A 15,263-nucleotide genomic window follows, 5' to 3' on the forward strand; every position below is an offset into this window, starting at 1 on the left:
TCTTGCACCAACTAAATGGTGCAAGATGTAAGACTTTTAATTTCTTCACAAAAGAAATTAGTAATGACTCTCTTAGTCATGTTTTCACTTTATAAGGATTGTAGGTAAGTACAATGGATGAACTCGTCAAAAAAATTTCTGGTTTAGGCCTTCCTGGCATACTTTTCGTAATCGCAACGGGTGCAGCAGGGGGTAATGTCGCTGCCGTTGTCGCTATGCTTTCAACGCTGGGCGGGCCTTTCGGCCTCTTAGGAGGTTTAGGCTTGCTTGGGCTGGTAGCCGTTCTAGGGGAATATATAGCGGGATTTGGAATTGAAAACATTCTCAAGCTCGTCTATACAGAACGTAGCAAAACTGAATCTGTCAGATTTCTTCTCAAAGAAATTCAAGAATTGCCCATTTCAGATGAGTTAAAACTCAAACTGAAACATCATATCAGCCCAGTAGTCGTTACTGAGCCTGACCAAGGCCCTTTTCCGAGAACAGTCGAAATTGTTGATGACGAACCATTGACCTAGTGCATTCGATTTGATCCCCCCTAGCAGACTACGCTAGTTGTTAGGCTGCCTTAACCCTTACAGCGTAGCTGGCTCCCCTTAAAAAGAGAGGAAATTTAATTAAAGTCCTCCTTAAAAAGGGGAATTTAGGGGGAACTACAAATCTCGAATACAACACCATAAAAGTTTTCAGACATTCTCTAAAAGGAAAAATGGCTTTTGAGTCTAACTTAATTCTCAAAGGCCATTTCCAAATTCCTAATGTAATTAGTAACGGCTACATTTTTAGAATATGCAAACTCCATCTGTGCGCGAGCAAAATACAACAAATCCTTTTTCAGCCTTGATTCAATTTTGGCAGGATGTGAAAGTAGTTGCCGGGCCTTATTGGTATCCAACAAAAACAGAAGGAAGAGCATTTTCAGATGTGATTCGCTCATGGGTAATGCTCATTCTATTAGTATTATTAATAGTCGTAATTGTCGGTGCAAATGCTGCAAATAGTTACTGGAATCGCTATGTAATTGATATTGTTATTGAACAAAGAGACCTTGAAAAATATAATAGTACTTTATGGATGTCCAGTCTCATTATCGTAGGAATGGTCTTGTTAGTGACTCTTTTGAGATATGTCAGAAAAAAAATAATTCTTGACTGGTACAAATGGCTAAATTTTCATGTTTTGGAAAAATATTTAAGCAATCAAGCTTATTATAAAATAAATTTTAAATCTGATATAGATAATCCAGATCAACGCTTATCCCAAGAAATAGAACCGATTACTAGTATTGGCTTGAGATTTTCATCTTCTTTACTAGAAAAATCTTTAGAAATGGTCAGTGCTTTAATAATTATCTGGATAGTTTCTTCACAAATCGCAATTTATTTAGTTATTTATACAATTATAGGTAATCTAATAGCTATTTACTTGAATCAAGGAATAAATAAAGTTAGCCAAGAAGAACTTGCATTTAAAGCAGATTTTGCCTATTGCTTAACTCATGTTCGCAATCACGCTGAATCAATTGCTTTTTTTCAAGGAGAAGATGAAGAATTAAATATAATTCAGCGACGATTTAATAATGTTTTAAAAACTGCTGAACGCAGGCTGAATTTAGAGAGGGGACAAGACGCTTTTGGCAGAGCATATCAGTCTGCCATTAGCGTATTCTCGATGTTCATTCTTACACCTTTATTTCTTCAAGATCAAATTGATTATGGACAAATTAACCAAGCTAGTTTTGCTTGCTTTATGTTTTCTAATGCTTTAGGAGAACTAATATCTGAGTTTGGGAATTCTGGGCGATTTTCTAGTTATGTAAAGCGTTTAGCAGAGTTTTCAGATGCGCTACAGGCTGCTAGTAAACAACCAGAGAATGTCAGTACTATTCAAATTCTAGAAGAAGAACGTTTAGCTTTTGAGAATGTCACTTTACAAACACCAAATTATGAACAGGTGATTGTTGAAAATTTATCATTTGCTGTTGAGCCTGGAGAAGGTTTATTGATTGTTGGCCCTAGTGGTAGGGGTAAAAGTTCTTTGTTGAGAGCGATCGCTGGTTTGTGGAATGCTGGAACTGGTCGTCTAGTGCGTCCTCCTCTAAAAGAAGTATTATTCTTACCCCAGCGCCCTTATATCATTTTAGGAACTTTGCGCGAACAATTGCTTTATCCTCATACAGACAGGAAAATGAGCGATCGCGAACTTGAACACATTTTGCAACAAGTTAACCTGCAACACTTACTTACCCGCGTAAATGGCTTTGATACAGAAGTTCCTTGGGAAAATATATTGTCGTTAGGAGAACAACAACGCCTCGCTTTTGCACGGCTATTAATTACACATCCTAGTTTCACTATCTTAGATGAAGCAACGAGTGCTTTAGATTTAAATAACGAAGGTAATTTATATCAACAGTTACAATCAACGAAAACAACTTTTATCAGCGTTGGTCATAGAGAAAGCTTATTTAATTATCATCAATGGGTGTTAGAACTTTCACAAGAATCTAATTGGCAACTTGTTTCTATGCCAGATTATCAATTGCAAAAAGGGATTGTTATTAAACCAGTTGAAAAGGAGCAAATTACGATAGATATTTATCCGAAAGATGAACTCAAAATGAAACCAGAATCAGCAGCGATGTCTAACGACAAGCTGCAAAGCGTCTACGCCACAATTATAGGACTTTCTCATAAAGAGCTTCAGGTATTAACAGACTATTCTCTTACTACGATCAGAAGCAAGGCTAGTCAACAAAAGTCCATTACTACTAAGGATGGTGTAACCTACTGCTATAACAAAAACCCGGAGGTATTGAAATGGGTAAGAGCTTAGTAACTATTTGTATATTTCAAAATAAGTGATGCTAACTAAAAAGCAAAAACAATTAGTTACTTATAAATCTATTACGATTTATGAAAAATCTTACAAATTTCCCACCTTAAGAAATCCCAAACTAAAAAAAGTTCAACGAAAAATTAGAAAATGCCAAAGCTTAGTTAAAGAAGGTACTAAATATCATTCTTATTTTTGGGGAATAATTAAATGGAAAAAAGAAATTAGTCAAAGAGAAACTTTAGCAGAGGTTAAATCATTAATTTCCGATTATACTCAACTTCTAGATTTTTTAGAAAATTATAAAAATAGTTATCAAACTTTTTTATTAAAATTTATAGATGACTGGAAAAATCTATTTAACCAAAAATATTATGAAATTAGAAAAGTAAATGAAGAAAGAAGTAAGTTAGAAATAAAGAACAATAAAAATTCTCAAATCATTGACAAGTTAAAATGGGAAGAAGAAGAAAATTTAAAATCTACTTTGTTGTTAAGTAATACTAACTTTTTAATTTTAGAAAAAGTAAAACTACTCAGTGAAGGAATCAAAAATTTAGCGGAAGATACCAAAAATCAAAAGCAAGCTATTCAGACAATACTCAAAGATATAGAGGTGTATCAAGAAATTTATGAATATCAAGTCAAAGCTACAAAAATTCGTCAAGAAATTGCAAAAATAGCTGAAACAGCAATTAATCTAGAAAAGTCTCTACAAGATTACTTTAGTCCGTTTCAATCTTTAATAGATAATGTAGTAAAAGTAGATGCAGATTTTTACACAATTGTAGGAGAAATTCAAAATTTAGCAAGTAGTACTCTAAATTCTCAAGTTAATTTATTGACAATACAAGATTCTAGTAAAATATCTCATGACATTCTCAATTTATTAGTGGCAAGTTATGATAAAAAAGATAGACTGCAAGATGCTTTTTTTCAGTCACAATTATTAGATTTACAGGTTCATAACTTCGAGCTAAGTAAAGGTGAGATAACTTTAAATCAAGCGATTTATCTAATATCTAATTATATGTCTACTCAACTGGTTGCTCAAAAGAAAGTGCTAGGGATAGAAGAAGCAGATATTGTTTTTCCTTCTCCTCAACTTTTTATCGAGAAAATAGAATTTGCGGAACAACCTAATAATATTGATCTTGAGCTTACCACAGAATTTAAAATTAATTGTCATATTGATTACAGTAAATTGCAAAACCTTCTTACGCAGTACAAGTGGCAAGAAGCTGATATTGAAACAGCTAAATTAATGCTACAAGTCATGGGTAAGAATGATTGGAATGAAGTTTATAAACAAGATATTCTTAACTTTTCATGCCAAGCTTTTCATAAAATCGATCGACTTTGGCAACAATACAGTCATGGTTACTTTGGCTTTAGTATTCAGCAAAGTATTTGGAACGAAATAGGCGGTCAAATAGATTATGAAACAGAAAAAAGACTTGGCGATCGCTTGGGTTGGCGAAAAGAGGGAAACTGGTTAAATTACGACCAACTAACTTTTAAATTATCCCCAACGACACCGATGGGACATCTACCAGTTAAATGGTTACATTATGACCAAAATATATTAGACATACCTTCACATTCATCTACAACCCCCCTGTCAATGGCAGCTTGGCGAGTTGGATCTTGGCTAGTATGGCAGATGCACTTATTTTTTACTCGTGTCAAAATATGTCATGAAACTTTACCATGAGTGAATTGCACGTTATTTAATTAATAATAGGGGAGAAAACCAATGAATAATATGAATCTATCTGATACAGAAATAGAAATTTTACTTTTTGGAAAATGGCGTTTTAATACAAATTGGGAAAAAATTTCTATTGAATTTAAGGATAATATGACTTATGAACAAACTAGAATTCAAACGTTTCTTTTATCTAAACCCAGCGAATTTATCACAGGTAATAAATTTACTGGTGTATGGCACGTAAATGATAGAAGATTATGTTTAATTGTTAAAACTGTTCCTAAATCATTTTTCAATTTGCGATTACTGATATTATCTAAAGTAGATTTGGCAGATATGATAGCTAGCATCTACTCTATATTTATAACAGAGAATTATGAAGTTATTGAAATTAATAGATCGGAGTTTCTAATAAGCAATGATAATCAGAGAATTACTGGTAAAAAAATAAATTAATACTTTTCCATTTTTGGAATATAACTTAAAAACCTAGATAACATATTAAGTCTGTGTAAATTTTGACGTTCTCGTATTTTGTTAGTAGACTTTTTGAACTTAATTTACAATATTAATAATATTAATTTTATGCATAGAGAGCTTAAAAAATCTTAGAGCTTGCAAAATTGATTGTGCTAACCTAGTTTAGTGCCATTAAGACTAACTAGAACTTGAATTTAACTCGTTTTTACCTTACTTATGTATTCCTTTTGGACGGTTGAGCTTTCTGATAATGTGCATACCTAAAATTTTTAAAGTACTACTATTGTGGTGGATACTAAGTGATGTTAACTCTTGACCCAACACATAAAAGCTACCCATAATACTAACCCAATTGTACAGTCCGTTTTTTGGTCTGTTAAGCGTTATTGTTGCATTCTTTCGATTATTTGCTCCTTTAAGTATTAAAATACCACCAAAATTAAAACTACCGGATGCAATTAATTGGCTGCTAGTAATGCTAGCCGTGATATTGGCAAAGGTGTAGCCTAAAAACTTGAGGCTTCCTGCAATACTGGCAGAATTATTAATATTACCATTAGCTCCTTTGCTCAGAGTAACTGTAGCGCCATTGAAAGCTAAAATCCCAAAATTGAAATTACTTGTAGCTTGAAATCCGTTCTCGTTCAGACTGATACCTAACGCCGTGAATTGTTTGCCTAAGAGAGTAACATCACCTAAACCAAAAACCTTTTTATTAGTTAAATCAAGTTTTAAACTAGGAACATTGAGCTTTATAACATTGCCTAAATTAAGAGATACATTATTAATTGAAACGTTTTGAGTGTTAAATGATAAAGTGCCGCTACCCAAAGATTGATTAAAAGCAACAATATTTGCTGTTCCGGTTGCGCTTTGATTCTTCAAATTAACTGTGAGGTTCGGAATAGTCAAAGTTAAGAAACCTGCTAAATTCAGCCGAATATCCCTCAGATTAACACTATTTTGAGTAACATCAAACATAATGCCTGCTAGGGTATTCCCAAAAACTGAAATTGTTCCTAAACCACTACCGATACCAGATTTTATATCGAGACTCAGGGCATCAACATCAATACTCAACAGATTGCCTAAACTCAAGTCAAAGTTTTTAAAGGTAGTATTGGTAGGGGTAATTTTAAATTCAACATTTGCAATTTCGTTGTCAATAATTTCTAGATAACCATCTCCCTGAAGATACTGCTCACTAGGCGTTACCTTTAAAGATAAATCTAAGCTATCGTCATCCGTTCCCTTGATTTTCAGAAATCCTAAATCAATTTCCAGAACTTTTAATAAACCAGAGATATTATTAAAACTTTTATCTCCTTGAAGGATTAAAATTGCCTCATGCCCCCAAGCATTAATTTTGCCATTAATTTCTAAACCTTCTGATATTGCTTGAGCCGCAATTATTGTTGGAAAAGGAACATACTTAATTAAAGGATTAATTTTTCCGTCTCCATCCCCATCAATTGATTCGATATTTAAGTTCACTAAGCTTTCTAAAAGCCTTAGTGCTTTGTTAACTAAATCAGTTGCATAACCTACTTGTTTACTAAGAAAGGAAGTGACTGGCCCTCGCCATAAATCTATTAAGCTAACCGCTTGCTTGGGATTTAAAATTAAAGCTAATCTTTCAGGATCGTTAGTGTCCATGAGAAAAGCTACCTCAAGGTCTGTTTTTTTCCATTTCAAATCACCAATGAAGCCAAAGTTATCGAAGTAAGGAGGTAAATACGTTCCACCTCCTTGAAACCTGATATTGCGAAGTTCAGTTCCTACCAATCCATAGGGATTAAACCAAGATTTTTCACCTTGCTGACAAAAGTATGCTGTTAAAGATTCGGGTTCGAGGGAGAGACTACCAGAGAGAAATAGCTTAGGTTCTTTTTCTTGGGTGGGATCGTAGCCTTGAAGAATTAAATTTCCAGTTAATCCAAAGTTTGGCTCTAAATCAGCACCAATATTTAATTCTATGAGCAAGTTATTAAAAGTAGCCTTAAATTGTTGCTGGGAAAATAGCTGAATATCGCCAGCAATATTACCTGTTAAGCTAACTTGTCCTGCCGGATTAAAGTTAATTATCGCTTCTAAGCACCCAATTCCTAAACTTCTATGAATAAAACTGCTGAAATTTGTCTGGAGATTATTGAAATCAATATTTCCAATAAAGTTGAATCCTCTGCTTAAGTTAATGGAACCTAATTTTGAATGTATAAAACCATGTTCAGTATCGGTGATGATTAGCTCTGGGTTGTTTAATTTTAAATCATTGAGAATAGGAAGTTTACTATCTAGTTTGCTAAAAACAAAATCTTCATTTAATTTATATTTTAATGTGGTTTGCTTGCCAAAAAATAATTCAATATCTTGGTCATTCAGTAATCCTTTAAAGCTGAGTTCAACTTCTTGAGAAGTTTTATTAATTTTGTATTTCGGTGCAGATATTCTAATTTCAGGGTTTTCAAATACTTCAAAAATAATTCTATCGAGCGCCGCATTTATGTATGGGATTTTACTATGAATGCTAAAAATTTTGTCTAAATTTAACTGCAAATTTTTGTCAAAATCTAAATAAGTTTCTGAACTTGAGTAGACTAAATTTACATCCTCTGAAAATCCAAGTTTTAATTTGATGGCATTAGGTAAGGTAATTGTTGTTAAATCGATGCTATTAGCCATAAGTAAGTTGTATAGTTTGGGTTATGCCAGATTATCCTCTCAAGAGTTACTCTATGATTGCTCTACCTAGTATCGCCATCCAAAACAAAATATACAATCATATCCCACTTTGACAACAAACCGATCCAGGACTCGATCCAATTGCCAGAAATTACTAAACCAGAAAAGCTAGCAGCAATGCGTATAGTATGCTAACCCAAAAATGCGCTTGTGAGAGTTGGGGAAAGGGGAAAGGGTAAGGGATTTAAAACCTTTCCCCCTTCACCCTTCCCCTTTACCCCGCCAAGTGGACTTGGCGAACTAATAGGTTGGTTGAAGTACGCCTCCCCATCGGCACGCCGTGAAAATGAATCAATTTTATGTTCAAGATGGAGAGATTGAATTTTAGCTTGGCGATCGCACCCTGGTTGCATGCCTAATGATTGCAAATGTTGCAGGTGAATCCAAAGGGATCGGCTTCGCTGAACGCGCCAGAACAAACAGAAAAGAAAAGTTATTTGAGCTGTATCAAACTGCTTTTGAGGTAATGAGGATGCTTGAAACACACGTAACCCTGAACTAGTAGCACTTGCTTACACATCGGATAGCGTTTGGCGCAACCGTTCAGAGTTTCTATCTGGTCGTGAGGCGATCGTTCAGTTCTTGACACGTAAGTGGCTTAAAGAATTAGACTACCGTCCGCTCAAAGAGCTTTGGGCTTTTCAGGACAACCGAATTGCAGTCCGGTTTGCTTACGCTAGCTTAGTTCTAGGATGAAGGTGATCATGGATACCGAGACAAATCGGATTCTATAGTGTTGTATTATATCCAGTGAAAGACTTATTCATACCACAGTGGGCAGAGAGCCAGGGAGAAAAGAGTTTTAGATTTTTGCATAGATATATCGAACCATCGTTAATTAACTGGACTTGATGTAACAGAGCGCTTTCAATACTAAAGTCATTGGAACAGGTATATGAAACTAAAAGAGAAAATTGCACTGGTTACAGGGAGTAGTCAAGGGATAGGACAGGCGATCGCAATTCGTCTAGCACAGGAAGGAGCAAGTATTGTTATTAACTATCGCTCTCATCCTGAAGGGGCAGAAGAAACCTTGTCGAAGGTAAAAGCTGCTGGTGGTCAGTGCCATATCGTAGACGGGTTCACAATTCAAGGAGATACAGGTAAGGTTGCCGATGTGCAACGCATGATTGCAGACAGTATTTCGCACTTTGGCAAGTTAGATATCTTAGTTAACAATGCAGGGATAGAAAAAAACGCCAATTTTTGGGATGTTACTGAAGCCGATTACGATGCTGTTATGAATGTGAATCTCAAAGGAATATTCTTTGCCACACAAGCATTTGTGCAGCACCTACTAGAAACAAAGCAACCTGGCAAGATTATTAATATTAGTTCTGTACATGAAGAATTACCTTTTCCGCACTTTGCTGCCTACTGTGCTAGTAAAGGTGGCTTGAAAATGCTCACCCGTAATTTGGCTGTGGAACTGGCTCCTTATGGCATTAATATTAATAATGTTGCGCCAGGGGCAATTGAAACTCCCATAAATACTAAACTTTTAAACGATCCACAAAAGTTAGGGGCGCTCCTGAAAAACATTCCCTTGGGAAGATTGGGACAACCAGGAGATGTTGCATCTATAGTTGCATTTCTCGCATCTTCTGAGTCAGATTATGTAACAGGTACAACATTTTTTGTTGACGGTGGATTGCTCTGGAATTATCAAGAGCAATAGAGAGGCAGGGGGCAGGAGGCAGGAGGCAGAAGGTAGAAGAGTGAAGTTCAAAGGCTCATTAATGGAGTTCAAAGCCTCATTAATGAAGCTCAAAGACTCATTAATGGAGTTCAAAGACTCATTAATGAAGCTCAAAGACTCATTAATGGAGTTCAAAGCCTCATTAATGGAGTTCAAAGACTCATTAATGGAGTTCAAAGCCTCATTAATGAAGCTCAAAGACTCATTAATGGAGTTCAAAGCCTCATTAATGGAGTTCAAAGACTCATTAATGGAGTTCAAAGACTCATTCTCCATGCCCATTTTGAATTTTGAAGTTTGAATTCGGAGCAAAGTGACATGACTCCAGAAGAAGTAAGATTGCAGCAGGATCGAGAACGTGTTGCCTACTGGAAACGCTGGGGGCCTTATCTCAGCGATCGCCAATGGGGAACGGTGCGAGAAGATTACAGCCGAGATGGTTCTGCCTGGGATTATTTTCCTCACGATCATGCCCGATCGCGTGTTTATCGTTGGGGCGAAGATGGCATTGCTGGTATTTCCGATAGTCGGCAACGTTTGTGTTTTGCGATCGCTCTGTGGAATGGTAACGATCCCATTCTCAAAGAACGACTCTTTGGACTAACGGGCACAGAAGGTAATCACGGTGAGGATGTTAAAGAGTATTACTTTTATCTTGACAATACGCCCACCCATTCCTACATGAAATGCTTGTACAAGTATCCCCAAGAAGCATTTCCCTACACCCAACTGGTAGAAGAAAATCGGCGCAGAAGCAAATTTGAGCCGGAGTTTGAGCTACTTGATACGGGGATCTTTGCCGAGAAGCGTTATTTTGATGTTTTTGTCGAGTATGCCAAAGCCGCACCGGAAGATATTTTGATTCAAATTGCGATCGCTAATCGCAGTTCAGAAACCAGCACACTCCATCTACTGCCAACACTTTGGTTTCGGAATATCTGGGCTTGGAATCCCGAAATTGAGAAACCTTTTATGAAAGTGGTTAGCTCAGATTCCAACTTCAGTTTAATTGAAGCCGAGAATTCTCACCTGGGAACTCGTTGGCTTTACTGCCAAGGAGATACAGAACTTCTGTTTACCGACAACGAAACCAATTACGAACGATTATTTGGTTACAACAATGACTCACCTTATGTCAAAGATGGCATTAATGAGTATGTGGTAAATGGGAAAACAGCAGCCGTCAATCCCAAACGTATAGGTACAAAGTTTGCCCCTCACTACAAATTAACTATCAATCCAGGTGAAACTAAAGTTGTGCGCCTGCGGTTGAGCGATGTGCAAACACTCACAGATCCTTTTGGCAAAGATTTTGACACAATTTTCCAGACACGGATTGCCGAAGCTGATGAATTTTATCAGGGCATTTGTCCCTTTCCCGTGTCAGAAGATGAGCGCAATATTCAGCGTCAAGCCTTTGCCGGCTTGCTATGGAGCAAGCAGTATTATAACTATGTCGTCCATGACTGGCTCAAGGGCGATCCCCAACAACCGCCACCTCCACCGGAACGACAGGCTGGACGCAACCATGAGTGGATTTCTCTGTTCAGCGAAGATATTCTCTCGATGCCAGACAAGTGGGAATACCCTTGGTTTGCTGCTTGGGATTTAGCATTTCACTTGATTCCCCTAGCTGTCATCGATCCAAATTTTGCTAAGTTGCAGCTTGACCGCCTTACACGAGAATGGTATATGCAGCCCAATGGTCAATTACCTGCTTACGAATGGGCATTTGGTGATGTTAATCCCCCCGTGCAAGCGTGGGCAGCTTTGCGGGTTTATCAAATCGAGCAGAAGTCTTGCAAAAAAGCCGATCGCGCTTTTCTAGAAAAGGTCTTTCACAAGCTGTTGCTGAATTTTACTTGGTGGGTAAATCGCAAAGATATAGAAGGTAAGAACGTATTTCAGGGCGGGTTTTTGGGACTGGACAACATCGGAGTATTTGACCGCAGCAATGAACTACCTACAGGCGGCCATCTCAATCAAGCAGATGGTACAAGCTGGATGGGAATGTACTGTTTAAATATGCTAGCGATCGCACTGGAACTCGCCAAAGAAGATTCTACCTACGAAGACATTGCCAGCAAGTTCTTCGAGCATTTTCTCTACATTGCTGATGCCATTGACGGCATTGGGAATGCAGATATTGCACTATGGAATGAAGAAGACGGCTTTTACTACGATGCCCTGCATTTACCCGATGGACGGCAATTTCCCGTCAAAGTGCGCTCAATGGTTGGGTTAATTCCCCTTCACGCTGTCACAGTGCTGGAATTAGAAACTTTAGAGCGTTTTCCAGGCTTCAAGCGTCGGATGGAATGGTTCATTCGCAATCGCCCAGATTTAAAAGATAATGTCGCCTGTATGGAAACACCGGGGGTAGGTGCGAGAAGACTGTTAGCGATCGCTTACAAGACAAAGTTACAACGTATTTTGCAACGGATGCTCGACGAGAATGAATTCTTGAGCGATTACGGAATTCGCGCCATCTCCAAGCATCACCTCAAAGATCCTTATGTTTTACATCAAGACGAACATGATTACTGCGTTCGTTACGAACCCGCCGAATCTACCACAGGTTTGTTTGGCGGTAACTCTAACTGGCGTGGCCCGATTTGGTTTCCGGTAAACTACTTAATTATTGAATCACTGTGGAGGTTTTATGATTACTTCGGAGATAGCTTGAAGGTGGAATATCCCACAGGTTCCGGGCAAGAAATGACATTAAAGGAAGTAGCGATCGCCCTTTCTCATCGCCTAGTTGCGATTTTTGAGCAAGATCCTGCTGGTCGTCGTCCGGTATATGGCGGTCTGGAAATATTTCAATCCGATCCCCATTGGCGCAACTATATTTTATTCCACGAATACTTTCATGGAGACAACGGGGCGGGTATTGGAGCCAGTCATCAAACAGGCTGGACAGGGTTAGTCGCCGCGCTAATTCTCCAAAATGCTGAACACCGAGCGCAAGAGCAGCATGGAAACATTTAGAAAGCATTTACCAGAATACTTAATGGAAGCAGCACAGCTAGCATTATTTCTGATTGCTGCGGGAATATTTACCTGTGTGTTTCAGTATCCTGGTTCCCCAATTCATCAAGCAATTCCCAATGGCGATTTGCGTCGGTTTTTAATTGGTGTGGTCATGGGTTTGACAGCAATTACTCTCATTTATTCGCCTTGGGGCAAGCAATCCGGCGCACACATGAATCCTGCTGTCACGCTCACATTCTATCGTCTGGGAAAAGTCAAACGTCAGGATGCTATTTTTTACATTCTGTTTCAATGTTTGGGCGGATTGTTTGGGGTTTATTTGGTGGCATTATTGCTGGGTCAGGTATTCACCAAAGTGCCTGTGAATTATATCGTCACCGTACCAGGAAAATCAGGTTGGGTTGTGGCTGCCTTGGGCGAACTATTCATTGCGTTTGTAATGATGATGACCGTGCTGCTAAGTAGTAACAACCAGAAACTCAATCGCTTTACAGGACTATTTGCCGGATTTCTGGTAATGCTTTACGTTTTTTTTGAAGCTCCTCTATCTGGCTTTGGCATGAACCCTGCCCGCAGTCTGGCTTCTGCATTACCTGCTCACATTTGGACAGCATTTTGGCTATATGTAATTGTGCCACCTGCGGGGATGTTTCTGGCATCTGGAGTATATCAATATCTATTTGGCAAACGCGCCGTTAAGTGTGCCAAATTGCATCACGCCAATCACAAACGCTGTATTTTTCGCTGTGACTACAATCGTCACGGCAAAATCGATTTGAGCGATCGCCTGCCAATTCCAGGAGAACAATCATGACAACGAACACTCATTATGATGCGATTATCATCGGCACTGGGGCGGGTGGTGGCACTTTAGCCTATCATCTTGCACCCAGTGGCAAGAAAATTTTAATTTTGGAACGGGGTAAATTTTTACCGCGAGAAAAAGAAAACTGGAGTGCGCTGGAAGTTTACCAAAAAGAACGGTATCACACTCCAGAGCAGTGGTACGACGTAAATCATAAACCCTTCCGTCCAGCAACGAACTACTGGGTTGGTGGTAATACCAAAGTTTACGGTGCAGCTTTGTTGCGACTACGCGAACGCGATTTTGAGCAGGTGGAACACAAGGACGGCATTTCACCAGAATGGCCATTAAAATACCGCGACTTTGAACCGTACTACACTCAAGCAGAGCAGCTTTATGATGTCCACGGTCAAGGGGGTATCGATCCCACCGAGGCAGCCAGGAGTTTACCTTATCCTCATCCTCCCGTACACCATGAACCCCGAATGCAGGAACTTGTTAACGGTCTGAGGCAAGCTGGTTTGCATCCCTTTAATCTGCCGTTGGGATTGAAACTTAATGAAGTAGATAAAAGCCTGGGGAACTGTATTCGTTGTAATACCTGCGATGGTTTTCCTTGTTTAACTCAAGGTAAAGCCGATGCTGAAATTAACTGTATTCAACACATTCGCCATAGTGAAAATATTACTTTACTGACTGAAGCCAAAGTCACACGCTTACATACAAGTCCGTCTGGTCGAGAAGTCACCCGCGTAGAAGCTGAGATTGACGGCGAAACTCAATTCTTTACAGGTGATGTTGTTGTAGTTGCTTGCGGCGCGATTAACTCAGCAGCATTGTTATTGCGATCGCACAATGACCAACATCCCAACGGATTAGCCAACAGTTCCGATCGCGTGGGGCGCAACCTGATGAAACATGTTTGCATGGCAATGGTGCAACTAAATACAAAACTCAATCCATCTGTTTATCAAAAAACGATCGCCATTAGTGATTTTTATTGGGGCGAATCTGATTTTCCCTACCCAATGGGCTTGGTACAAAATACTGGCAACGTCTTGGCAGATATGCTACCCGCCGAAGTTCCGGCACTGATGGCTCCACTATTAAGACTGCGACCAGGGGCAGAACTGAAAACAGTTGCCGACCATACAGTTGGCTGGTGGTTGCAAACAGAAGACTTACCCGATCCTGAGAATCGCGTGCGGGTAGAAAAAGAGCGCCTTTACTTAAACTATAAACCCAATAATTTAGAAGCAAGCGATCGCCTAGCTAAACGCTGGGTAGGTGTTCTCAAGCAGGTCGATCGGGCAGAACATTGTATTCCGTTTAGTCTCTATCCCCGCAACATGATGCCACTACAATCGGTTGGTCATCAATGTGGTACTTGTCGTTTTGGAGAAGACCCAAAGACTTCTGTACTGGATCTGAATTGCCGTACCCATGATGTGGATAATCTCTATGTTGTCGATGGCAGCTTCTTTCCATCCAGTTCCGCCGTCAATCCCACGCTGACCATTATTGCTAATTCATTGCGAGTTGGCGATCGTTTACTAGAACGCTTGAAATAACAATACCTTCATTACTTATGCAACTGGTAAGTACTTATTTCTCATGGACTTAGATGACCTAATTGATCCCAATACGGTTCGGTTAAAGGGCAAAGGGAAAAGGGGAAAGGTTTTCAATACATCCTTTACCCTTTACCCGCAAACCCATTCCCCAGACCACAAGGAAAGTGAAAAATGCTTATCCGAACCGTATTGTGATTGATCCTACTTAGATAGAGAAGTGCGTGCTATTTTTGGAAACTCATCAAGAGTTTTCTTTTGTTAACTCCTACTCATATTATGTCCGCTTGATTACTTATTAAACCCGAATCACCCCACCCCCGACCCTCCCCGCCTGCGGCTACGGTGTACACACAAGTACTGTCCACATACACTTCAACTCTTTTACCCACATTTTAAACCGTCACACTTATTGACATCCCGCCC

The 15,263-nt window shown here is 38.8% G+C and carries 10 protein-coding genes and 1 pseudogene; 10 read left to right on the forward strand and 1 reads right to left on the reverse strand.

Translation table 11 applies throughout. The features are described 5' to 3' along the window. Window positions 1-113 precede the first annotated feature (113 nt). The 4 genes from V7K45_RS06795 (at window position 114) to V7K45_RS06810 (ending at window position 5,002) form a co-directional block, all read left to right on the forward strand. The gene (locus V7K45_RS06795) at window positions 114-518 is read left to right on the forward strand and encodes a hypothetical protein (RefSeq protein WP_335001649.1); all 405 of its coding nucleotides are present in this window, start codon (window positions 114-116) and stop codon (window positions 516-518) included. Between the two features lie 271 nt (window positions 519-789). Further along, entirely contained in the window at window positions 790-2,835 is a 2,046-nt protein-coding gene (locus V7K45_RS06800; RefSeq protein WP_335001651.1) for an ABC transporter ATP-binding protein/permease, read from the forward strand. Between the two features lie 28 nt (window positions 2,836-2,863). Then, window positions 2,864-4,549: a GUN4 domain-containing protein gene (locus V7K45_RS06805; RefSeq protein ID WP_335001653.1), complete on the forward strand. Its 1,686-nt coding sequence runs from the start codon at window positions 2,864-2,866 to the stop codon at window positions 4,547-4,549. Between the two features lie 42 nt (window positions 4,550-4,591). Then, complete coding sequence (locus V7K45_RS06810; RefSeq protein ID WP_335001655.1) at window positions 4,592-5,002, forward strand: hypothetical protein; 411 nt, start codon at window positions 4,592-4,594, stop codon at window positions 5,000-5,002. Between the two features lie 234 nt (window positions 5,003-5,236). Here V7K45_RS06810 and V7K45_RS06815 read toward each other — a convergent pair whose 3' ends face one another. Beyond that, entirely contained in the window at window positions 5,237-7,708 is a 2,472-nt protein-coding gene (locus V7K45_RS06815) for a hypothetical protein (RefSeq protein ID WP_335001657.1), read from the reverse strand. 552 nt (window positions 7,709-8,260) lie between these two features. Between V7K45_RS06815 and V7K45_RS06820 the strand changes: the two are divergent. The 6 genes and pseudogenes from V7K45_RS06820 to V7K45_RS06845 all read left to right on the forward strand — a co-directional run. Further along, window positions 8,261-8,464 (forward strand): annotated as a pseudogene (locus tag V7K45_RS06820) (DUF1348 family protein); the annotation flags it as partial. Between the two features lie 199 nt (window positions 8,465-8,663). Beyond that, complete coding sequence (locus V7K45_RS06825; protein WP_335001659.1) at window positions 8,664-9,446, forward strand: glucose 1-dehydrogenase; 783 nt, start codon at window positions 8,664-8,666, stop codon at window positions 9,444-9,446. Next, window positions 9,406-9,768, forward strand: coding sequence for a hypothetical protein (locus V7K45_RS06830; protein ID WP_335001661.1), 363 nt, complete (start codon window positions 9,406-9,408; stop codon window positions 9,766-9,768). The genes V7K45_RS06825 and V7K45_RS06830 overlap by 41 nt, the downstream gene beginning before the upstream one ends. Before the next feature lie 17 nt (window positions 9,769-9,785). Further along, complete coding sequence (locus V7K45_RS06835; protein WP_335001663.1) at window positions 9,786-12,458, forward strand: MGH1-like glycoside hydrolase domain-containing protein; 2,673 nt, start codon at window positions 9,786-9,788, stop codon at window positions 12,456-12,458. After that, entirely contained in the window at window positions 12,445-13,275 is an 831-nt protein-coding gene (locus tag V7K45_RS06840; protein ID WP_335001665.1) for an MIP/aquaporin family protein, read from the forward strand. The genes V7K45_RS06835 and V7K45_RS06840 overlap by 14 nt, the downstream gene beginning before the upstream one ends. Beyond that, entirely contained in the window at window positions 13,272-14,837 is a 1,566-nt protein-coding gene (locus V7K45_RS06845) for a GMC family oxidoreductase (protein ID WP_335001667.1), read from the forward strand. The genes V7K45_RS06840 and V7K45_RS06845 overlap by 4 nt, the downstream gene beginning before the upstream one ends. Window positions 14,838-15,263 lie beyond the last annotated feature (426 nt).

Source organism: Nostoc sp. (assembly GCF_036917375.1).
GTDB lineage: Bacteria > Cyanobacteriota > Cyanobacteriia > Cyanobacteriales > Nostocaceae > Nostoc.

Excerpts from the sequence above, each read along its gene's own strand:
- V7K45_RS06795 (WP_335001649.1), top strand. The coding sequence starts at position 114 with ATGGATGAACTCGTCAAAAAAATTTCTGGTTTAGGCCTTCCTGGCATA.
- V7K45_RS06800 (WP_335001651.1), top strand. The coding sequence starts at position 790 with ATGCAAACTCCATCTGTGCGCGAGCAAAATACAACAAATCCTTTTTCA.
- V7K45_RS06805 (WP_335001653.1), top strand. The coding sequence starts at position 2,864 with ATGCTAACTAAAAAGCAAAAACAATTAGTTACTTATAAATCTATTACG.
- V7K45_RS06810 (WP_335001655.1), top strand. The coding sequence starts at position 4,592 with ATGAATAATATGAATCTATCTGATACAGAAATAGAAATTTTACTTTTT.
- V7K45_RS06815 (WP_335001657.1), bottom strand. The coding sequence starts at position 7,708 with ATGGCTAATAGCATCGATTTAACAACAATTACCTTACCTAATGCCATC.
- V7K45_RS06825 (WP_335001659.1), top strand. The coding sequence starts at position 8,664 with ATGAAACTAAAAGAGAAAATTGCACTGGTTACAGGGAGTAGTCAAGGG.
- V7K45_RS06835 (WP_335001663.1), top strand. The coding sequence starts at position 9,786 with ATGACTCCAGAAGAAGTAAGATTGCAGCAGGATCGAGAACGTGTTGCC.
- V7K45_RS06840 (WP_335001665.1), top strand. The coding sequence starts at position 12,445 with ATGGAAACATTTAGAAAGCATTTACCAGAATACTTAATGGAAGCAGCA.
- V7K45_RS06845 (WP_335001667.1), top strand. The coding sequence starts at position 13,272 with ATGACAACGAACACTCATTATGATGCGATTATCATCGGCACTGGGGCG.